Source organism: Acidimicrobiales bacterium, assembly GCA_036491125.1.
In the GTDB taxonomy this organism is placed as follows: domain Bacteria; phylum Actinomycetota; class Acidimicrobiia; order Acidimicrobiales; family AC-9; genus AC-9.
Genome location: DASXCO010000026.1, coordinates 1 through 20,499, shown reverse-complemented (window position 1 = coordinate 20,499; position 20,499 = coordinate 1). Strand labels below are relative to the sequence as shown.

Genomic DNA, 20,499 nt, shown 5'->3' with positions numbered 1-20,499 from the left:
TCGGGCGTGTACGCACTCCGGTCCTGGGGGTATAGAACTATCCCCAGAGAAGCTCGGAGAGCGATGGAGAAGTGGGTGGACGGCCATCTACTGGTCGGGCTGGGCTGGGCGCAGATGGTCGAGCGGACCTGGCCCGGGCTTGTCAGAGCGGGACTGCCGAGGCAACTGGAATCGCTGGCCCGGGACCTCGGTCACTACAGGGAGCGTCCCGTTCGAGTCTTCACTATGCCCATGCTGGAGGCTGGCGTGGCCGGTCTTGCGCTGCCGTTCGTGGCTGACGACGGGATCGTGCTCGACCCCTCTCTTGCCACGTCGGGCGGGCACAGGCTTGGCGAGGTCGTGGCACGCGAGCTGGCTTACATGCTCCATCCCCACTGGGAAGACCCAGGACCCGATGACGACGAGAAGATGGAGAGCTTCGCCTGCAAGCTGGCCCCGATGCTCCTCGCCAAGCCAACTGATTATCAATGGATAGATGTCGCAGTCCTGGCTTCACCGGGGCGAGCGACCCCGATGGCTGGTTAACCGCGGCGCTCGCCCGCTCTTTAGCGCCTAACTGAGCCTGTATCTGGGGCGCAACGTCCAAGGGTGAGCGGGACGACTACCGCCGAGACACTGAAGGGCGCCCTCGGCGGAGTGTCACCCGTTGTCGCGGTCACCCACTCCCGAGCAGCGCGCCCGCCGTGCCCTCCAGCGGGGGCGAGCCATGCAGGCTCGGCGGTAGCTGGGCCGCCGCGGCGGCTAAGACTCTGCCTGGTAACGGTCGGGCCGAGCGCCAGACGCAACGGTGAGATTACCCACCTTGCGCTGACGCCCGACCCTTCCGTCAACCACCGGCCCCGGGGGGGAAGAAGAGGGCCAGCGGCAACATCGCTGGCCTACCCCCGGTGCACGACTTCCACACCTCGGCGCTACTGGCGAGCGATGCGTTCCGAACGCGGAGACACCGCCAGCCGTGCTTGTCGCGCGTCTCGATTGTCCGTGCGGGCGACGAGGACCGCTCGCGATCGCGGCGCGCTGCCGAGTCGGGGCGTCGACGCTACGGGCTCGGCCATTTCGTGGTCCTCGCGGCGATTCTCGATCCACGACCATCCGACCGTCATCGCCAACAGAAAGCCCAGCGACCCGATCAGTGCGAACACCATGTGGCGGTCCCCTCCTTCGCTGGGGCGGCCGACCGGTGTCGGACAGCCCCCTCGTGCGCCCACGTCAGGATGGAGCACCCAGCTCGATCCACGTTCTGGTACCTCGTCGCGACGATGGCACCAAGATCTGACGAAGTCCTGACGAACTTCTGACGGGCAGCTGACGATGACCCACGCCTCGGTCCGGCACTGGGGCACAATTCCGACAAACCGCTGGGGTAGTGAGAGCCGGGTACCCCGTACCCCCCATTCGAGCGAAAAGCTTCCTCTTGGTCTTTCCCCTCCATCGGCGTACCGTTGGAAGTAGCCGCCTCGGGTCTCCACCCGCTGCGGTGTGAGTGAGCAAGCGGAGTGGTCGGGGGTCACGGCTCGACCACTTCGCTCGCGTCAGTGGACGCGCACGAGTCAGGGGGACCGAACCCAGTTCTTCCGGGGCCCGGTTTCTCCACGATCCCAGCGGGTATAGGCAACCCCATAATTGGCCGCCTGAGCTGCAACGACTGGGACGCATCCATGGCACTGCCAAGCGAGAGCCCGCTCGTGGCTCGGTTGGGGTGGGGAGAACTTGCCGAGCACACGTGGACCGAGTTGCTCTCGGCTGGCGTTCCGCCGCAGCTCGTGGACCTCGGTCGCGACCTCGGCGAGCGGACCGGCCGACCCCTTCGGGTGTTCACCATGCCGACGATGCGCGTCGGCATCGCCGGGCTGGCGGTGCCCTTCCTGGACGACGACGGCATAGTCGTCGACGGGTCGATCCTCGACGACCCGGACGAGCTGCTGAGCCTCTTCTCGCACGAGCTCGCGCACATGCTCTACCCCGGGTGGAGTCACCTACGGCACGAGCAGCGGGACGAGATGGAGGCCTTCGCCGTGATGCTCGCCCCCACCCTGCTCAGCCGTCTCCCCCGCCAGGTCAACGAGGCGCAGCCGCTCATCGACGTGGCCATGGACTGCGTCCGAGCGGCCTAGAGGGACATTCCGGGCTGAAGCCGGCCGAAGTCACCCAAACGGGGCTCTCGTCCCCGACGCCCAGATCCAGGTGGGGTACTGCCCGTAGGGGCACTTCGAGCCCACGGCCCTCCGGCTCGGGTTGGTCAGTGACGTCGGGTGGAGGCGGACGCCGCCTCGGCCTCGACGGCCTCAATTTGTGACCGCTCCGAGGCGGCCGCCATCGCCCGCCCCTGGACCGGAGCCCAGATGACGGCGAGCACGGCGACCGCGACCACGATCGCAGTCGCCGCGGTGACGAACGCGACCCACGCACTGATCGCGAACAGGACGCCGCTCACCGACGCGAAGACTGCCACCGCCGCGGTCTCCGCCGTGCTCACCATGCCCTGGGCGCGACCGAGCTCGCCCGGCTTCACGCCGTCGGCGAGCATCGACAGCGGTGCCGGATAGGAGGTCGCCACCGCCAATCCCTCGACGGCGCCGAGAGCGATGAGCAGCGAGACGGTCGGAACGAAGGGGTAGCTGGCGGCGAATCCGGCCGAGGCCAGCAGGGCCAGGGCGGTGAGCCATCGGCGGTCAAGACGGTCGGCCAGCTTGCCCGCAGGCACCGACACGGCCACGAACGGGATGGACCACAGGGTCCATGACAGGCCGATCTGCCACGAGCTCGCCCCACGCGAGCTCATGAGCAATCCCCAGCAGACCTCGTAGGTGCCGGTCAGCACCCCGATCGAGGCGGTGGCCACCATGACGCCGAGCACGACCCTGCTCGTGACGAGCTGTCGCAACGGCAGGCGATGCTCGTCGCCTGCCGACCGCTCCGTCAGCGGCCGTCGGGGGACCTGGGCGAGCACCGGCACGCACGCGGCCAGGGCCGCCAGGCCGGCGCCGATGAACACCGGCGTCATGGCGTCCGGGCCACCCAGGCTGCCGAGCAGTGGACCCACCGCCATGCCCGCCGTCTGACCACCGAAGAGCGCCCCGAAGCCCCGCCCGCGTCGGCCGGGGGGAAGGCTCTCGGACAACGTCGCGGCCGCAACGACGAGAGTGGCGCCGGCTCCTACTCCCTGCACCGCTCTGAGAACGACGTAGACGACCGGGGTCACCGGAGCGGCGAATGCCACGGAGGCGGCGGCGTAGCAGACGAGGCCGAAGATGAGTACCGGCCGACGCCCGATCCGGTCGGACAACTTGCCCAGGGGGTATTGCGTGACGACGCCGGCAAAGAAGAACGCCCCCATCACCAGACCGACCAGTGAGTCCGAGGCCCCGCGGTCGCGGAGGAACAGCGGCAGCAGGGGCACGATGGCCGTGGCGCCGGCCCATTCGAGAAATGCCGCCGTCGTCAGGGCCACTACGAGCCGCCGCGCCCGTTGGTCCACCGTCGAGCCCGCCGACGGTGCCGCCATCAGCAGCTGGCGCGCAGGTCGAAGTCGAAGTCAGAGCTCATCGCCGAGGCGTCAGGTGCGCGACGACCCTTGGTGTCGCACGGGCTACCTCGACACCCGACGGCGCGATCCGACCGCGCGGGTGCGACCGGCCGCGGGGCGCAGACCGTCGAGCATCCGATGCAACGCGTGCCCGATCGCCGCGCTGGCGGCCCGCTGGTCCTCGGCCCGGGCGACGACCATCCCCGCCTGCATGAGCGATCCGACGAGCAGGTGAGCCAGCGGCTCCACCGGCTGGCGCTCGAGCTCGCCAGCGTCCATCGCCACCTCGAGGCCGGCCGACACGGCGCCGAAGGCGTACTGGGAGTCGATCTCGTGCCACGTCGTCCAGCCCAGCACGGCCGGGCCCTCCTGCAGGATGATCCGGCGCAGTGTCGCGTCCAGGCACGCCTCGAGGAAAGCGTCGATCGCGACCTGGAGCTGCGCCAATGGCGACGGAACGTCGGCCGCGGCGGCGAGGACCCGCTCCATCATCTGCGCCTCGGTGGCCTCGAAGACGGCGCGGAACAGCTCTTCCTTGTCGCTGAAGTGGTGGTACAGCGCGCCCCGGGTGACCTTGGCCGCCCGCACGATCTCCTCGGTGGCGGTGGCTCCGTAGCCCTTGCGGGTGAACAGCCGCTGAGCAGCGCGGACCAGTGCGGCACGCGTCGCCTCCCCTTGCTCCACTCGCCGATCGCGAGCCGGTTCTCCGCCGCCAGCTCCTCGGCCGCCAGGCGTGGGCCCCGTCCTTCCTGCCGCTCTCGCAGCCATTGTGGCAACACAGCATAAGAGGAGGCGTCGCGATGGGGACGTATCCTCGGCGGTCGAACGATAGCTTCATACCGACCGCACGTATCTTACGGGTCCTCGACCAGCGCCGGGTCGCCTTCGCTGGGGGTCACCCTCCCTGATCGCGGCAGGTTCGCCGGTTGAGGGTGCGACGGCCGTTCTCGTCGCGTTGACCGGCACGTTCTCCGCCAGCCCGCTCGTCCTTCAAGCGGCACCCGATCTGCTTACTGTTCGAGGGCGCGTGTGACCACTGTGACATCGTCGCCACCTCGGCCACTGTCGACGATCTCCTCCCACTCCTTCGCCAACGCGGCAAACACTCGGAATCGCTCTGAGGCATCGGCCGAGAGGGCGAGGTGAACGTCCTTGAGCGCGAGAGCCAGAGCGAACTCGGCCGAGAAGTCTCCCTTGGCGATGCGGTCCAGCTTTCCCGCTTCCCATGGGGACAGGAGCGGGCTGCCGTGGAATGCCTCGACGACGGAGGCCGTCTCGAGCCCCAATCGGTGCGCAAGGGCCAGCGAATTGGCGACCCCCTCGGCGGTGAAGGCCAGGAGCGTGTTGTTCACGAGCTTCATGCGGGATCCGTTACCGGCTGACCCCAACCAGATCGTCCGCTGACCGATGGCGTCGAACACCGGCCCCACGCGCGCCCTCGCCTCTTCTGCACCGGAGGCGAAGATCAACAGCTTGCCCTGTTCGGCCGGCACCTTGCTGCCGGACACGGGGGCGTCAACAAAGCTCACGTCCGGGCGTTGGCTCCTCGCCAGCGCGGCCACGCGCTCGGTGCCCTCGATACCTATGGTGCTCATCTGCGCCCAGACCGCACCCTCGGGGAGACCCGCCAGTAGCTGCTGTTCGGTGGCGATGGACACGACGGCGTCCGCGTCGGTGACCATGGTGATCACCACATCGACATCCCGGACGGCGTTGACGACCGATGGCGCGACCTCAGCGCCCTGATCCGCCAGCATCTCAGCGGGCGCAGGGTCGCGATTCCATACGACGGTCGGGATGCCCGCCCGGAGGGCGCTCCCCGCCATGGCCCGACCCATGGTGCCCACACCAACCATGGCGAGCTTGGGCACATCACCCGTCATCGCCGCTCCTTCCGACTCGCATCGGTCCCGCGGGCGTGCTCACCTGGCGGCACCCTCGCACCTCTTCGCGCTTCTGGGCCCATCCCGTCGAAGTCATCCCCCTCCCTTCTACAGAATGCAACCTACGCCGTTTCGAAGGCGCAGGCCTTCGCTTCGAGATGCCTTGAACGGACTCACACGGTCCGGACGCGGTCGAGAGCCTCCCTCAAGTTGACGATTTGCGCCACGTGTCCTACGACGGGGGCCAGCAGGACTCGCCCCAGGAGGTAACCATGGCCAAGCTCCATCTCGGAGACCTCGGGCTCACCAGCCCCTCGTTCGAGCACGGCGGGCCGATCCCCAGCGAGCTCACGGGCGACGGCGCCGATGTCTCCCCCGAGCTGACCTGGCGCGCCATACCGAGCGGTACCCGCCAGCTGGCGCTGGTGTGTCACGATCCGGACGCGCCACTGACCTACGGCTTCACCCATTGGGTTGTCTACGGGATCCCGCCGGATGTGACCGGGCTGCCCCAGGGTGGCGGGAAGGCATTCACCGAGGGTCAGAACGACTTCGGCGAGCGCGGCTACCTGGGCCCGGCCCCGCCTCCCGGTCACGGTATCCACTACTACTACTTTCACCTCTACGCCCTCGACTCCACCCTCGACGCCCCGGCCGGCATCACGCGGAGCGAGCTACTCGAGCGCATCGACGACCACATCATCGAGCAAGCGCGGCTGGTCGGCACCTACCAGCACTAGTACCTCAGCGCGAACAGTCTGCCCTCCCGAGCCGACGGCGGACCGAGCGGAAAACGACTCATGCGCGATCGGTCTTCAGGCTCTCGATCACATCACCAAGGGCGTCGAGTCGGCGTTCCCACGCCCGGCGGTGCTCGTCGATCCAGGCCGACGCGCTCTCGAGGGGTGGCAGCTCCAGCCGACAGGGTCGCCACTGAGCATCGCGGCTGCGGGTGATGAGGCCGGCCTTCTCGAGCACCTTCAGGTGCTTCGACACCGCCTGGAGGCTGATCGAGAAGGGCTCGGCCAACTCATTGACGGTGGCCTCCCCCACCGCGAGCCGGGCCAGGATCGCCCGCCGGGTGCCATCGGCCAGCGCAGCAAAGGTGAGATCGAGCGCCTCATCGGTGACGGTCATGATCAACCGTTAAGTTTATCAACCACTGGGTTGACTGTGCACGGTATCCGCGCGATCGTCGAGAGCCGCCCGCCTACGGTTGGCGCCGAACTGATCCAAGGAGCATCCGTGTCCGGAACCCCCGCCGAGCTCGACCCGTCTCGCGGCTACACCCTCACTCGCACCTACGATGCCCCTCGGGCGCTGGTGTGGCGGGCCATCACCGAGTCGGACCTGTTCGCCAGGTGGTTTGGCGCCGAGCTCACCGTCGACGTCCACCGATGGGACCTGCGCGTGGGGGGCGAGTGGCGAGCCACCATGCACTACGAGGGCAACGAGCTGCCTTGGGCTGGGCGCTTCATGGAGATCGACGAGCCGGCGCGTCTTGTCGTGGCCTTCATCGACCAGCCCACCATCGAGGACGTGTTCGAGCTGATGATCTACACGCTGATCGACCACGGCGGCCAGACCGAGCTCGTGCTGCGCCAGAGCGGTGGTCACCTCACCGACGAGCAGTACGAGCAGGCCAGCGGGGGTACAGCATCCTTCCTGGAGGAAATGGCGAAGGTCCTCGTCACCCTCCGCGGCTAGCCGCGACTATCGACAGGAGCCCAGTGCCGTCCCACACCAACCGAGGAGACTGACCATGGGAACCATCCGGGTGCACGAGTTCATGACTCTCGACGGAGTGATCGACGCACCGACATGGAGCGCAGAGTACGGGTTCGACCCCAAGATGGGACAGGCCATCGGCAACGCCATGGGCGGCTGCCAGGGCATCCTGCTCGGGCGCACCACGTACGAGATGTTCGAACCGGCGTGGTCGACACGCACTGCCGAGCAGGACCCGGGTGCGCCGTTCATGAACGAGACCACCAAGCATGTCGTCTCGTCGACACTGAAGAAGACCACCTGGAGCAACTCGGAGATCGTTGGTACCTACAACCCCGACGCCATTCGTCAGCTCAAGGACGCCGTCCCCGGTGGGATCTACGTCAGCGGCAGCGGCACCTTGGTTCGGGCGCTGCTCGCGGACAGGTTGGTCGATGAGCTGCACCTGTTCGTCTACCCACTGACGTCCGGATCAGGGCCCCGGCTCTTCGCCGACGACAGGCCGTCCGGCCAGTGGTCACTGTTGAGCTGTGACGCCTACGACAACGGCGTGGTCTACCTCAGTTACCAACTCAAGCCGTGAGGCGCCGCTTCGGGTACTAGGCGCCTCTCGGCCGTCGTCGAGAATGTGCCCAGCGACCAACGACAATCATGGCTCGGCGGCACGCGCCCGGGCGGCCTGGCGGACCAGGTGGTCGCGCTCGGCGACGTCCGTGGCCCGGCGGCCGGCATCCGCGTACGCCGTGGCGGCGGCAGGGAGGTCGCCGCTGAGCTCGTGCAGGTGGCCGCGGACGGCGTGCCACCGGTGCCGCTCGCCGAGCACCCCGCGCAGCCGATCGGTCTCGCGCAGCCCGGCGGCGGCGCCGAGGACATGGCCGACCGCGACCGCGCGGCCGAGCACCGCGGCAGGGTCCTGGCGCACCGGGTCGTCAGTAAGGGCGACGAGGTCGTCGTACCACGCGAGGATCTGCGGCCAGTCGGTCTCCTCGGCGCTTGCCGCGTCGTCGTGCAGGGCAGCGATGGCGGCCTCGACCTGGTAGCGGCCGGGGCGCTGAACGGCCAGCGCCGACTGCAGGACGCGCACGCCCTCGGCGATCTCGCGGGTCTCCCACAGGCCGCGGTCCTGTCGGTCGAGCGTGACGATACGACCCTCTGAGTCGAGTCGCGCCGGGCGGCGGGCGTGATTGAGGAGCATCAGCGCGAGCAGCCCCCGCGCCTCCGGTTCCTCGGTGGCGAGGGTGAGTTGGCGGCCGAGGCGGATCGCCTCGCCGGCCAGGTCCACCCGGCCCGCGTGGCCGGCCGTGTAGACGAGGTAGAGCACGCGCAGCACGACGGCGAGGTCGCCGGGTTGGTCCAGGCGGCGCCCTTGCAGGGCGCGCTTGGCCCGGCTGATCCGCTGCGCCATCGTCGCCTCCGGCACGTAGAAGGCGTCGGCGATCTCCCGGGTGGTCAGGCCGCCGACGGCGCGCAGGGTCAGTGCCACCTGGGAGGCGGGCGCGAGGTCGGGGTGGCAGCAGCAGAAGAGCAGGAAGAGGGTGTCGTCGCCCTCCTCGGTGGTGGCGGGCCGCGGTTCGGCGTAGGTCGCCTCCTCGCGGCGGTGACGGGCGGCCTCCCTGCGGCGGGCGTCGACGAGCCGCCGGGTCGCGACCGTCGCCAGCCATGCGCGCGGGTCGCGTGGCGGGTGCTCGGGCCACACCCGCAGCGCCTCCAGCAGTGCCTCCTGCAGCGCGTCCTCGGCGACATCGAAGTCCTCGCCCCGCCGGACCAGGCCCGCGAGCACGCGAGGGACGAGGGCGCGCAGCGCGCCCTCGTCCAGCCGTCGCGTCGGCTCGTCGATCACGCCGGGTCAATCGTCCGAGGGCGCCTCGGACATGACCTCCCGGACGTCGATCCACTCGTACAGCGGCTCCCCGCCCGGGCCGGGCTCGGAGGAGACATAGGCCGCGAGCTCAGCTGCGCGCTCGGGCGACTCGACGTCGATCATGTACCAGCCCGCAACGAGATCGCTGGTCTCGGGCAGCGGGCCGTCGGTGGTGACTGGCGCGGCGTCCGGTCCGCCGTAGCGCACCCAGGTGCGCGCCGGCGTGAGCGCCTGCGCGTCGACGAACTCGCCGTTCGCCTCGAGCAGCTCGCTAACGTGGCCGAGGAAGGTCATGTGCGCCTCCACGTCCTCGGGGGCCCACTGGTCCATGGGGGGCACGGGACGGTGCGGCTCGGGGCCGCCGCGGTAGTGCTTGAGGAGCAGGTACTTGGGCATGGTGGTCTCCTGGCGTCGTGAGCCGCGCCTGTCGCGACCCTTCACCTGGTGAGCGGAGCCGGTCAGAGCTTCTCGACATGAAATCACTCATCAAGCTCCGACACCGTCGCGTAGGGAACGGGGCCCGGAAATTCTGACCACCCACATCGCGCTCCAGGATACGTCGCTCGGGTATGGCTGCTGCCGGTCGCGTTCTCTGCCGCCAAGCCTTCTCGCACCCAGCAGCATTTTGGACAGGGCCAACTCACCGTCGCCGTGGTGCATGACAACGCGCGGCGATCAGAGCTGCCCTCGTGCTCGCAATCGCTGTCCGATCTCGACAATTTGGCGCTCACCCGTGGCGAGGGATTCGGCGCTGGTGTGCACCGAGTAGGTGCCCAACGCCAGGTCATGAGTGGCGGGGACCGCCGAGCCGATCACGAGCTCAGTGTCGGTTTCGGCGGTGATGTCAATCTCAGTTTCGGAGGGTTCGAAGACCACCAGGTCACCCGCTCGGGTGCTCCCGGGGTTGCCGAGTCGTCCCTTCGCAACTGACAGCCACCCGATCAGGTGACCTGCGGGAGGCTGATATGACCAGGACTCGCCCGCCCTGAGAGTCACGGCCAGGTAGTTGAGCGAGGATCCCGGATCGAGGTTGCTGGTGGTGTTTCCGTAGCTGCCGACCACCAGATGGGCTGGACCGTCGTCGGGCACATCCCGAGGTGTCAAGTTGATGCTCTCCACGCTTCCCAGCTCGACGTCGGGTGGGAGGGCCAGCCACAGTTGGAAGCCTCTGGTCCGCCCCACTTCTCCCGCCCCGCCGCCGTGCCATGCCCCCCGACCGGCCTTGAACCACTCGACTCCCCCGGCGGGCAGAATCCCCGACGCTCCGGTCGTGTCCTCGTAGCGGGTACTGCCCTCAAAGACATAGGTCACCGTGGTGATACCCGAGTGGGGATGCATGTTACGGCCTTTGATCGCCTGGTCACCGGTATCGAAGAGGTCGAGGAACACGAACGGCTTGAGCATCTCTCCGAGGTCGCCGGGGCTCATGAGCCGGGTGATGATGCCCCCGTTATGACCTCTGGTGCTGCGCGCGATCTCCCGTTGCTGCTCCGACGCGTTGGCGTCGATCGTCGCGATCCTGGTCAAGCTGTCTCGGTTCAAGGCCTTCGGCTCCTCTGATCTCGTGCAGTTCACTTGAATGTTCAAGCCACTAGAACCGTAGTGGCGGCCTGTCCTATTCCCGACCGTTGATGTCGGTGACGGGGTCGAGCGGAAGGCCCTGCTCCTCGAAGCCTCCGTTGAAATGTCAAGTCAGGGACAGGTCGGCTAGCTCGACCGGCCCGCTCATGTCAGGTCAAGGTTCCACTCAGACGCTTCGACCCGTGCAACGATCCGATCGCACATGCTTCGCAACTGGGCCAGCTCGGCGGCGCTGAACTCGTTGATGACCAGTTGACGCACCGCCGCCACATGCGTAGGGGCGCTGGCCACGAGCTTGCGATAGCCGGCCTCTGTCAACACCGCGATCGTGAAGCGTCCGTCGGTCGGGTCCGGCTCCCGGCGAACATAACCCCACCGTTCGAGCCGCTTGACCAGGTGGGAGAGCCGAGACAACGACGCGTTCGTCACCGCCGCCAGCTCGCTCATCCGCAGCCGGTGGCCGCGCTCCTCGGAGAGTCGGGCCAGAGCGTGATACTCGATGAAGCTCAGATCAGAGTCGCGCTCCAGCTGGAACTCCAACGCAGAACGCAACTGGTGGACCAACCCAGCCAACGCCCGCCATGCCCGTTCCTGGTCCCGGCTCAGCCACCGCACCTTCTCACTTGCCGCCGCTCGTCGCCTTGAACCCATCCCCCCATGCTACGAGCCCGACCCTTCAAGTGGCGCAGCCCGAAGGGCGTCCTTCCACATCGCCTCCGGCCATGGCTCCGGCCTGACAACGACGTCCAGAAGGCCACCGGAGTCCCGCCGATCAGCTTCGCCGACTTCGCCCGGCGAAGCGCACAGGCGTCGGTGTAGAAAGGACGGCGTGATGGCCGCGATCAACGACCTCAGCGACTTCAAGGCGCTGGACCCGTTCTTTCGCATCATTGAGAAGGGCCTCGATGGCCTCGCCGATGGCGGACATTTCTTCGACCTGCTGGCCGAAGAAGTCGTCTTCGACTACATCATCACTACTCCCGGCTACCCGCGACACGTCGAGGGGCGTCAGGCCGTCGCAGAGCTCTACCGCCCGTACGGCACGACGATCGTCCTCGACCGCTGTTACGACCTCGCGGTCCATCACGACACCAGAACGGGCGTGGTGGTGCTCGAGTACGCCTCCGAAGGACGAGTCGTCTCGACCGGCGCCCCCTACACCAACCGGTACGTCTCCGTACTCACGATCACCGGTCGCAAGGTCGCTCACTGGCGCGACTATCTCGACCCCGTGGCCGTCTTCGACGCGCTCGGATGGCCGTCACGATGATCGACGGCGCTATTCCCTGCTAGCGCCCGATCCCAACCACGCTCCCCCGCCGCGTCGTGGATGGACTCCGTCGTTGTCACGCCGAGCTTGGTCAAGAAGCTGCGGTAGTCGGTCTGCACCCACCCCTCGGCCAGCGGCGCCCTCCGGAGCAGCAGCCGCCAGGGCCGCGAATGGCCCGCGACCTGGGATCCGACACGTCAGGCCGGTCGGCTATGGTGCCGGTCGATACGCCATCATCTGCAGGCGCATCTGGGCATACCGTCCGATTCCGCCCAAAGATAGTCTATCATGCAGTCTGATGCGTTCTTGCCCCTTGCTCGCTCGCGCTGCATCGTGACGAACCGGGTCCTCGTCACTGGCGCCGACGGCTTCATCGGAAGCCACTTGGTCGAGTTGCTGAAATGCAAAGGCCACGAAGTCCGTGCATTCTGCATGTACAACAGTAACGGCTCGTTCGGATGGCTCGACGAGTCGGCTCGACAATCCGCGAAGGACATCGACTTCTTCCTAGGAGATATTCGCGACCAAGCATGCCTCGCCGAGGCATGCAAGGACGTCGACACAGTCTTTCACCTCGCCGCATTAGTCTCAGTGCCGTACAGCTATGAGGCACCAGTGTCATTCATCCACACGAACATTGAAGGCACGCACAATGTCCTTCAGGCCTCCCAGGCCGCCGGCATCGGGCGCGTTGTCCATGTCTCCACCAGCGAGGTGTACGGAACCCCGCTGACCGTCCCGATCTCTGAGACCCATCCCCTGCAAGCTCAGTCGCCGTATAGTGCGAGCAAAATTGCGGCCGACAAGCTGTGCGAAGCGTGGGCATCTTCGTTCGATCTCCCGGTCGTGGTCGTCCGCCCCTTCAACACCTATGGCCCACGGCAATCCGCCCGGGCTGTTATCCCCACCATCATCACTCAGCTTCTCTCAAGCGAACGCTCGGTCCATGTTGGTTCACTGCTCCCGCAGCGGGACTTCACGTTCGTCTCGGACACGGCGGAGGGTATCCGGCTCGCCGGAATCGCCGATCTCCAACCGGGATCGGTCGTCCAGCTTGGAACCGGCTCTGTGTACTCGGTTGAAGAGATCATCCAGGAGGTGGGGGCAGCGCTGAGCGTCGAGCCCATCGTTGTCGAGGACCCCCAACGAGTTCGTCCACCGAAGAGCGAGGTTGCCGTCCTTCAGAGCGATCCGAGCCGCGCGCGGTCGCTGCTGGGCTGGGGTCCGTCGACCACCTTTCCCCAAGGATTGATTGAGACGATCAACTGGTGGCGACTGCGAATCGCCAATCATGATCCGAGTCGCTATTACCGATGAGCGCCTCTCGCCTTCCCCTGCTCGAGCCGGAACTGACCGCACGCGAGGCAACATATCTTTCCGAATGCGTGACGAGCGGATATGTCTCCTCAGTTGGCCCCTTGGTACCGCGCTTTGAGGAAACGATCGCGGAGATCCTCGGGGTCAAGCACGCTGTCGCCTGCGTGAGCGGTACAGCCGCCCTTCACCTCTCTTTAGCGGCGCTTGATCTTCCAGCCACCAGCGAGGTGTTTGTCTCGGACCTCACATTCATCGCCACGGCCAATGCGGCGAGCTACCTGGGGCTCCGTCCCGTCCTGGTCGACAGCGAGCCACAATCATGGAACATGGACCCGTCCGCGGTGGCCGATGAATTGGCCAGACGAAGCGCCCGTGGGGAGCGCATGCCTGGTGCGATCATCCCGGTTCACATCCTCGGCTACCCAGCAGACGTGGGCCGAATTCTGGCCGTCGCCGACGCTCATGGTATCCCCGTCATTGAGGACGCCGCCGGGGCTATCGGGGCGGAGTGGGACAGCGGACCACTCAGCGGCCAGATGGCAGGAACCGCGGGCTTGGCGGGGTGCTACTCGTTCAACGGAAACAAGCTGATCACGACCGGCGGAGGCGGCCTCGTCGCGTCGGAAGACGCCGCGTTCGCGACCAGGGTGCGCCACCTCTCGACTCAGGCCCGAGCCAGCCAGGACGAATACGACCACGACATGATTGGCTATAACTATCGCCTGACCAATATTGCCGCAGCGCTCGGCTTGGCGCAGCTCGAGAGATTCGATTCGCTTCTCAAACGCAGGCGTGCTGTTGCGGAGCGCTACGACCAGGCCTTTGCCGGCCTGAGTGGACTCACCCTTCCGCCCCAAGGTCCGCACAAGCGATCCGGCTGGCTGTACGCCGTCCTGTTCGACGACCACGAAACCAGGGATCGCGTCCGGCTGTCCCTGACCGAGGCCGACATCGATGCGCGCCCTATCTGGAGACCCCTTCACCTACAGCGCCCCCATGCCGATGCGCGCCTTGTCGGGTCCGGCGCGATCGCTGAAGATCTCTGGCATCGCGCGCTTGCGCTGCCATCGTCCTCAACGCTCGAACAAACGAGTCAAGATCGCGTCAGCGATATTGTGGTATCATGTATATTGGCGGACTGAGTACGGCTATTTGCCATTCGCGATCGACAGATCGGCGCGGCGGAACTCCCCTCCTTCGTCTTTGCAGAAGCCGGCGTCGAGGTATCTCTCGACTGCTAACCAAGAGTTTCGAAGGCGTTTCAACCTGCACACCCGCACCAAGTGTCCCTGGCTGACGGGTCTTCGTGGGCCAGTGAATGATTCCGGCATCTTCACGAGTATTTGAACGGAGGAGTACGCGTGATGAAGAGCGTTCTGCTCGCGGGCGGTCTTGGTGTTCGCATGCGTCCCTTGACGTACGCGATACCGAAGCCTCTTCTTCCCATCGGCGAACGCCCGATTCTCGAGGAGATTGTTCGGAGGCTCCGACAATTTGGATTGTGTGACCTCGTAATCGCGGTTGGCTACCGTGCTGATTTAATTGAAACGTACTTTGGAGACGGCTCACACCTTGGAGTGCACATCGAGTATTGTCGTGAATCTGAGCCCCTCGGGACCGCAGGCCCCTTGGCCCTCATACGGACGCAGTTTGGCGCCACATCCAAACCCGACGATTCATTGTTCGTAATGAACGGCGATCTCCTTACCGAACTCGACGTTCCGGCTCTGGTCGACTTTCACGAGCGAGGTGGTCAGGAAATTACCGTGGTCACCCGCGATTACGAGCTTCGGCATCCGTACGGCGTGATCGATCTCGATGGTGACCGCATCACGCGGATCGTCGAGAAGCCGGCACTCACAGAAAAGGTGAACGCAGGCATCTATATGCTCCGCTGGTCTGCACTTGACCTTATACCTGAGGGAGCCCCCTACCAGATGCCGGACCTTCTCAATTCCGCGATCGCAAAAGGGTACCAAGTCGTGTCATACCCCTTCACTGGGACATGGCTGGCGATCGACCGAGTTGAGCAACTGATTGATTCTGCCAGTCTCCTCGGCCAGCAGGATTGATGAAACTCTCGGTCGTGGTGCCGGTCCGAAACGAGCGCGACACCGTGCTCACGCTGCTCGAGCGTTTGCGCGCTGTTGCGTGCGGAATTCCCAAGGAGATCATCGTTGTCGACGGAGCCTCGACGGACGGCACGCGCGAGGCGCTGCTCGGGCTCCCGCCGGAGCCTCAGGTGGTCCTCGTCCTGGAGGAGGAGGCTCGTGGAAGGGGCCGAGCCGTACGGACGGGCTTCGAACGAGCCACCGGAGACATCGTAATGGTCCAGGACGCCGACCTCGAGCTGGACCCAGCGCAGATCCCAGCGCTACTCCGACCGCTCATGGAGGGCGGGTCACAAGTGGTCTTCGGATCGCGGTTCAAACGGGGGCGCGCTGGCGCGCCCCTCGTCAACTATCTCGGGAATCGGGCGTTGACGTGGCTCGTGAACGTGCTCTTTCGCGCTCACTTGACGGATGTTCTCACCTGCTACAAGGTGCTGCGCGCCGATGTGGCGAGAGCTCTCGATCTCCGCTGTGAAGGCTTCGATCTTGACGGTGAAATCACATGCCGTCTGTTAGGCCACAGTCACCAAATCGTCGAGCTGCCGGTCACGTACAACGCTCGTACGGTCAGTGAAGGAAAGAAGCTGTCGGCTCGAGATGGCTACAGCATCGCCCGAGCGATACTACGAGTGCGATTCTCGGGGTCGCCCGCGCCCAGCGGATCAGTTGCCACGTCGACTACGCGATCGCCGGCTTCGTCGGCGCAAGCCTCACCCGCCCGACGTGAGCTGACTCCCGAGCGGCGCCCGGGTGATCGGCACGCAGGCCTACGCTGAGCCGCGACACGAAGCGGGGCGCACCCCAACCTCGTCCTCGAGCCACAAGGCATTGGCCCCTGTCCATTCGAAACTCTGTCCACCACGGCATGACCCGGTGTTCTTCAAGCCCCTTCCTGCCTCAGCTCGACCCTGAGCTCGGCCACCCCTCTCGCCGCGTCCTCGTCCGGAACGTCGAGAATGTCTTGTGCCCACGACGGCAAGGGCCATTAGAGGCCGCCATCAACGATCGGTACGCTGCGCTCCGTGGCGCGTCCTGAAGACGGGAGCGGTCCGGCGGGTGAGCCCTCCGTCAAGGAAGTCGCCCGAGAGCCGGCCAGCAGGCTACGGCCCGTCGTCGAGAGGCCTCTCGATCAGCAAGTAGCAAAGCTCTCTCTCGCCAGGGCCGCCCCTTGGCTCCTCTTTCTCCTGACAGTTGGGCTGCATCTGCTGCTTGCAATACCCGTCAAGGCCCCGGTCGTGCACGAGGACGAGTTCGCGTACTTGTACGCCGGCCACTATTTGGCTCTCGGCGGGCCGCCATTGCACACTCACGGCTACCCGGGAGCCGGGGTCAACCCTGGTTACAGCCTCCTACTTGTTCCCTTGTGGTGGTTCAGCACCGCCGCTTACACCGTGTACCGGGAGGCATTGGTCATCAACGCTCTCCTGGCCGGGATCACTGCCGCGCTGGTCTACGCCCTGGCCGGACGCCTAGCCCCGAAAGTCCCGACAGGAGTGCGCGCCATTGCGACGGCCGTCGTGGTCGCTTACCCGTCGTTCCTCGTCTACTCCAACCTTGTCACGTCTGAGAACCTGCTGATACCGGGCTTCCTGGTCCTCTGCTTGGCGGCGATGACTGCTTTCTCGAGTCGTCGGCCAGTCCATTGGGCAGTTCTCGGTGTCCTCGGCGGGTTGCTCTACCTCGTGCACCCGCGGGGCCTGGCCGTGGTGATCGCCTTGGTCTTGGTCGCGGCCTGGGTCCTCTGGCCTTGGCGTGTCAACTGGCCGCCGCTGGCAGCCTTTGCCCTCGGCCTTGTGGCAAGTCTGACCGTGTCACAAGTGCTGGTCATCTACGCGAACGGGGGTGTGACGACCAACCCCGGGCTATTTCACGTGACTCACGCCGGGGACTATCCGCTCATCTTCTACGGCATGTCGGGAAGCCTCCTCTATCTACTTGTCGGGACTGCCGGACTCTTCGCTCTCGGCATCTGGGCTGTGACGAAGCGTGCCGGTGCCATTGTCCGTGGGGCGGACGGAGGACCAGAGTTCCCCGTGGTCATCTTCATCGTTGTATCGCTGATTGGCGTTTGGCTGCTCGCATCGCTCGTCGATGCCGAAGGCGTTGGCATCGGCTACTTCATCAACGGTCGCTATGACGAAGGAGTGCTCGCCCCCATCCTCCTGCTCGGTGTCCTTCTTGCAACTCAGCTGACCACACCGACGCCTAAAAGGCCGATCATGAGGATGGCCCTGACAGCCATCATCACCATAGCTGTTTGCGCTTTCATCGTCGCTGTCGCCCGGCGGGGAGAGACTCATGCCCCGATCGTTACGATCGAGACGATTGGCGTCGATCCAGTCCTCCGTGCCACCCACCTGTCGCTCAACGTGGTGGCGCTGGCAATAGCCGGTGTCTTCACGACCGTCGCGAGCCTGGTGGCCTGGCGGCGCGGCTTCCTGTACGGAGTGGTTGTGGTCGTCATCCTCTTCATCCCTTCGGCCATAACCTCCTACGGCGTCCTTGTCGGCGGGTCGACCACACGCGCGACTCAGAGGGTCGTGCCGGAAACTCTGGTAGAGCTGCACCAGAGTTTCGGAGTCAAGCCGACTTGTGTCGCGTACGACTTGGCCACGAATGACCCCTTCTTCTTTTATAACGATCGGCTCTTCGACCCCTCCGACTCTTTCTCGCCGTTCGACTCAGGCCGACGCCAACGACCGTGCTCGGATCTCGTTGTCAGTGGCCGCCTCGACCTGGCGAATGTCTACCCGGGCGCAAGGTTGCTCGTCCGTGAACCTCATGTCGACCAGGACCTCTGGGTGCTTCCTGGCGCCCTTCAGGACCAATTGATCAACAAGGGTCGGCTTTCCCCCATGTCGGCTCTCGAGCCATCGCCGCGTAGTGGGCAGAAACTGGTTAGGACCTTTCGGTTGTATGCGGGTCCCGATGCTCAGAGGCTCAGGACTTGAGAAAGGCGATGAGATCGGCGTTGAATCGCGCCGCCTGGGCCGCATACAGGCCGTGGGCGGCGTTCTGGTACACGACTAGCTCACATTCAGGCACAAGCGCGGCTGTCTTTCGGCCGGTCAGGTCGATCGGCGCCGAAGCATCGTGAGTCCCATGGACGACCATGGTCGGCACCTCGATCTTGGCCAGCTGCTCGCGGTGGTCGGTCTCTGCACCCAGCCTCAGTGTGTCCAACAGCACCTTGAGCGGAGTGGCGACGATCTGGCGGGTCACCCAGTCGACCATTCCGGGCGAGACGGGCTCTGCCGTCCCGAAGAACGGTGCGGCGTTCTCAGCACACCATCCGGGCACGTCGCGCTTGAGGGCGGCGGCGCTGGCCTCGACGTAGGCCGGGTCGACACCCTCAGGGTTGTCGTCGCGCTTGACGATGAGCGGCATCAACGGACCGCCGAAGACGACCCGATCGACCTGATCGCGGCCGTGTCGGTCCAGGTACCGAGTGATCTCGCTACAGCCGGCTGAGTAGCCGACCAGGGCGGCTTCCTCAAGGTCGAGCTGAGCGATCAAAGCTGCCAGATCGTCTGCGAAGGTGTCGTAGTCGTACCCGGTAGTAGCCCGGTCGGAACGACCATGGCCACGGCGGTCGAAGGTTATGCAGCGGTAGCCGGCGTCGACCAGGTCCGGGACCTGGTAGTCCCACATGTCGGCGTTGAGCCCCCAGGCGTGTGAGAACACCGCCGGCTTTCCACTCCCCCAATCCATGTAGAACAGGTGCGTCCCATCACTGGCCTCGAAGAACGGCATCGGTCACCCCTTCTGGTCGTGGGCCTCGCTGGCATACGGCGGGCTCTCATGAGTCCATCGTGGGCATGCGGGCGTGCGAAAGCGATTACCTGAGAGGTATCGGTACGGGGGTACTCGGGGGGTCAGCACGGGACAGAATCGCAGCTCGGACGCCCTCTGCCGGGACCGAGCGGGACACGGCGGGACTAGAGAACTGGTCCCCGAACTGGTCCCGTCCTCGGCGGTAACGGAGCGGGCTCGCGCAGCGCCGTCGACCCCGTGTGCTCGGGCTAGCGATTCTCAGAGGATCTAGCCGCCGTCGTGGCGCTGCGATCGTCGAAGCTTGACCTCCTCGACCGGAGCGTCGCTCAGACCGCCGAGCCGTTGCGGTACCTCCAGAGACTCGTCGGGACTCGGCATCCCTAGAACCGATCCGGCTCGGTGCTAGAGTGTTCGATTCGATCTCGGCTTCTCGGCTCTCGGGATCGGACACGGCCGCACAGGGCGGTCGTCGCGAGCATGACGGAGGCAGACCCGCAGCATCCGTAACACCTCGTCCAACGAGGGAGGATGCGATGAACCGAGCAGACGAGCGAAGGGCGTGGTCGGTCGAGAGACTGGCCGATGCCTGGGACATCAGCAGCAAGAGCGTGTGGCGCCTGATCGGGCGGGGCGAGCTGGTTGCCCTGCGCATCGGTACCCGTACGCTCGTCACTGCTGAGAGCGTCGACGCGTACGAGCAGGCGCACAGCCAGCGCGTCGTCGGCAGCGACGAGCCCGCTCCGCCCGCGCCTGAGCTGTCCGCAGCACAGCAGCGCAAGCGCCGCCAGCGCCAGATGAGCCGCGCTGCGCGCACCCGCAAAGCAGCGAGCGGGTGATGCCGCCGCCCGAACGAACGGGCGGCCCCGAGTCCGAGAACCCGAGGCCGCTCGCAGACAGTCGCTCCTCAACGACGATCGGGACCGAGGGTAGCCGGTCGCCGACGAAGCGTGGATCACCCCCGTCCTTGTCGACGGCGGAAGCGGAAGCGCTGACGGCTGCCATCCGAGAGACGGCCGACAACCTCATCGACTTCCTGGCCGAGGCGAAGGAGCGTCGAGCGTGGCGAGCGCTCGGGTACGGGAGCTGGGCTGCTTACGTCGAGACGGAGTTCTCGATGAGCCGCAGCCGTGCATACCAGCTCCTCCACCACGCCAAGGTGATCGAAGCGCTGGAAGTGTCGACATCTGTAGACACTTCGGCGCTGACGGAGGGCCAGACCCGAGGGGCCGACCCTGAGGAAGTCCGTCGCCAGGTCGCCGATGGCGCCTCGCCAGAAGAGGCCGTCAAGCAGGCCCGCCAGCGCAGGGGCTCGCCCGTGCCTCGGTCGGAGCCGCCCGACGAGGACGAGCTGCAACGGCGGCGGGCGATCTACGCCTTCCCCGACGCCGTGGACGCCATCAGGACGGCGCAGCGCAACATCGGATCGTGCCGTAACAGCAGGCAGCTCT

22 protein-coding genes are annotated in these 20,499 nt (G+C 66.1%); 13 read left to right on the top strand and 9 right to left on the bottom strand.

Features of this window, described 5'->3' with window-relative positions; genetic code table 11:
- Both VGF64_02045 and VGF64_02040 read left to right on the top strand, forming a co-directional pair.
- On the top strand, nucleotides 1-525 hold a 525-nt coding region (locus VGF64_02045; protein HEY1633510.1), incomplete at its 5' end, for a hypothetical protein.
- A 1,133-nt stretch (nucleotides 526-1,658) separates the two neighbouring features.
- A complete protein-coding gene (locus VGF64_02040; GenBank protein ID HEY1633509.1) occupies nucleotides 1,659-2,114 on the top strand; it encodes a hypothetical protein in 456 nt (151 codons plus the stop codon).
- Between the two features lie 125 nt (nucleotides 2,115-2,239).
- On the opposite strand, the gene VGF64_02035 is transcribed toward VGF64_02040, so the two are convergent.
- The 3 genes from VGF64_02035 to VGF64_02025 all read right to left on the bottom strand — a co-directional run bounded on the left by VGF64_02035 (nucleotide 2,240) and on the right by VGF64_02025 (nucleotide 5,409).
- Nucleotides 2,240-3,505 (bottom strand): MFS transporter, encoded by a 1,266-nt coding sequence (locus VGF64_02035; GenBank protein ID HEY1633508.1) that lies wholly within the window; start codon nucleotides 3,503-3,505, stop codon nucleotides 2,240-2,242.
- 84 nt (nucleotides 3,506-3,589) lie between these two features.
- On the bottom strand, nucleotides 3,590-4,210 hold the full coding sequence (locus VGF64_02030) for a helix-turn-helix domain-containing protein (GenBank protein HEY1633507.1): 621 nt from the start codon (nucleotides 4,208-4,210) through the stop codon (nucleotides 3,590-3,592).
- Between the two features lie 326 nt (nucleotides 4,211-4,536).
- The gene (locus VGF64_02025) at nucleotides 4,537-5,409 is read right to left on the bottom strand and encodes an NAD(P)-dependent oxidoreductase (protein HEY1633506.1); all 873 of its coding nucleotides are present in this window, start codon (nucleotides 5,407-5,409) and stop codon (nucleotides 4,537-4,539) included.
- Nucleotides 5,410-5,636: 227 nt separating this feature from the next.
- On the opposite strand from VGF64_02025, the gene VGF64_02020 reads away from it, so the two are divergent.
- The gene (locus tag VGF64_02020) at nucleotides 5,637-6,149 is read left to right on the top strand and encodes a YbhB/YbcL family Raf kinase inhibitor-like protein (protein HEY1633505.1); all 513 of its coding nucleotides are present in this window, start codon (nucleotides 5,637-5,639) and stop codon (nucleotides 6,147-6,149) included.
- Nucleotides 6,150-6,207: 58 nt separating this feature from the next.
- On the opposite strand, the gene VGF64_02015 is transcribed toward VGF64_02020, so the two are convergent.
- A complete protein-coding gene (locus tag VGF64_02015; protein ID HEY1633504.1) occupies nucleotides 6,208-6,546 on the bottom strand; it encodes a metalloregulator ArsR/SmtB family transcription factor in 339 nt (112 codons plus the stop codon).
- 108 nt (nucleotides 6,547-6,654) lie between these two features.
- On the opposite strand from VGF64_02015, the gene VGF64_02010 reads away from it, so the two are divergent.
- Together VGF64_02010 and VGF64_02005 are read left to right on the top strand one after the other, a co-directional pair.
- Nucleotides 6,655-7,116, top strand: coding sequence for an SRPBCC family protein (locus VGF64_02010; protein HEY1633503.1), 462 nt, complete (start codon nucleotides 6,655-6,657; stop codon nucleotides 7,114-7,116).
- 55 nt (nucleotides 7,117-7,171) lie between these two features.
- The gene (locus VGF64_02005) at nucleotides 7,172-7,720 is read left to right on the top strand and encodes a dihydrofolate reductase family protein (GenBank protein ID HEY1633502.1); all 549 of its coding nucleotides are present in this window, start codon (nucleotides 7,172-7,174) and stop codon (nucleotides 7,718-7,720) included.
- A gap of 66 nt (nucleotides 7,721-7,786) precedes the next feature.
- On the opposite strand, the gene VGF64_02000 is transcribed toward VGF64_02005, so the two are convergent.
- The 4 genes from VGF64_02000 to VGF64_01985 all read right to left on the bottom strand — a co-directional run bounded on the left by VGF64_02000 (nucleotide 7,787) and on the right by VGF64_01985 (nucleotide 11,230).
- Complete coding sequence (locus VGF64_02000; GenBank protein ID HEY1633501.1) at nucleotides 7,787-8,977, bottom strand: sigma-70 family RNA polymerase sigma factor; 1,191 nt, start codon at nucleotides 8,975-8,977, stop codon at nucleotides 7,787-7,789.
- Nucleotides 8,978-8,983: 6 nt separating this feature from the next.
- A complete protein-coding gene (locus VGF64_01995; GenBank protein HEY1633500.1) occupies nucleotides 8,984-9,394 on the bottom strand; it encodes a hypothetical protein in 411 nt (136 codons plus the stop codon).
- 279 nt (nucleotides 9,395-9,673) lie between these two features.
- The gene (locus tag VGF64_01990; GenBank protein ID HEY1633499.1) at nucleotides 9,674-10,540 is read right to left on the bottom strand and encodes a pirin family protein; all 867 of its coding nucleotides are present in this window, start codon (nucleotides 10,538-10,540) and stop codon (nucleotides 9,674-9,676) included.
- Between the two features lie 183 nt (nucleotides 10,541-10,723).
- Nucleotides 10,724-11,230 (bottom strand): MarR family transcriptional regulator, encoded by a 507-nt coding sequence (locus tag VGF64_01985; GenBank protein HEY1633498.1) that lies wholly within the window; start codon nucleotides 11,228-11,230, stop codon nucleotides 10,724-10,726.
- Nucleotides 11,231-11,411: 181 nt separating this feature from the next.
- On the opposite strand from VGF64_01985, the gene VGF64_01980 reads away from it, so the two are divergent.
- The 6 genes from VGF64_01980 (at nucleotide 11,412) to VGF64_01955 (ending at nucleotide 18,228) form a co-directional block, all read left to right on the top strand.
- Complete coding sequence (locus VGF64_01980; protein HEY1633497.1) at nucleotides 11,412-11,849, top strand: hypothetical protein; 438 nt, start codon at nucleotides 11,412-11,414, stop codon at nucleotides 11,847-11,849.
- A gap of 288 nt (nucleotides 11,850-12,137) precedes the next feature.
- Nucleotides 12,138-13,166, top strand: a complete 1,029-nt coding sequence (locus VGF64_01975; GenBank protein ID HEY1633496.1) for an SDR family NAD(P)-dependent oxidoreductase — start codon at nucleotides 12,138-12,140, stop codon at nucleotides 13,164-13,166.
- Complete coding sequence (locus VGF64_01970; protein HEY1633495.1) at nucleotides 13,163-14,308, top strand: DegT/DnrJ/EryC1/StrS family aminotransferase; 1,146 nt, start codon at nucleotides 13,163-13,165, stop codon at nucleotides 14,306-14,308. The genes VGF64_01975 and VGF64_01970 overlap by 4 nt, the downstream gene beginning before the upstream one ends.
- 222 nt (nucleotides 14,309-14,530) lie before the next feature.
- The gene (locus tag VGF64_01965; protein ID HEY1633494.1) at nucleotides 14,531-15,238 is read left to right on the top strand and encodes a sugar phosphate nucleotidyltransferase; all 708 of its coding nucleotides are present in this window, start codon (nucleotides 14,531-14,533) and stop codon (nucleotides 15,236-15,238) included.
- Complete coding sequence (locus VGF64_01960; GenBank protein ID HEY1633493.1) at nucleotides 15,238-16,053, top strand: glycosyltransferase family 2 protein; 816 nt, start codon at nucleotides 15,238-15,240, stop codon at nucleotides 16,051-16,053. The genes VGF64_01965 and VGF64_01960 overlap by 1 nt, the downstream gene beginning before the upstream one ends.
- Nucleotides 16,054-16,299: 246 nt before the next feature.
- The gene (locus tag VGF64_01955; GenBank protein HEY1633492.1) at nucleotides 16,300-18,228 is read left to right on the top strand and encodes a glycosyltransferase family 39 protein; all 1,929 of its coding nucleotides are present in this window, start codon (nucleotides 16,300-16,302) and stop codon (nucleotides 18,226-18,228) included.
- On the opposite strand, the gene VGF64_01950 is transcribed toward VGF64_01955, so the two are convergent.
- Nucleotides 18,218-19,030 carry an alpha/beta hydrolase gene (locus tag VGF64_01950; GenBank protein ID HEY1633491.1) on the bottom strand — a complete coding sequence of 271 codons (813 nt, stop codon included), beginning with the start codon at nucleotides 19,028-19,030 and terminating at the stop codon, nucleotides 18,218-18,220. The genes VGF64_01955 and VGF64_01950 overlap by 11 nt on opposite strands.
- 554 nt (nucleotides 19,031-19,584) lie before the next feature.
- Here VGF64_01950 and VGF64_01945 point away from each other — a divergent pair.
- Entirely contained in the window at nucleotides 19,585-19,887 is a 303-nt protein-coding gene (locus VGF64_01945; protein ID HEY1633490.1) for a hypothetical protein, read from the top strand.
- 128 nt (nucleotides 19,888-20,015) lie between these two features.
- The coding region (locus VGF64_01940) for a hypothetical protein (GenBank protein HEY1633489.1) at nucleotides 20,016-20,499 on the top strand (484 nt) is incomplete at its 3' end.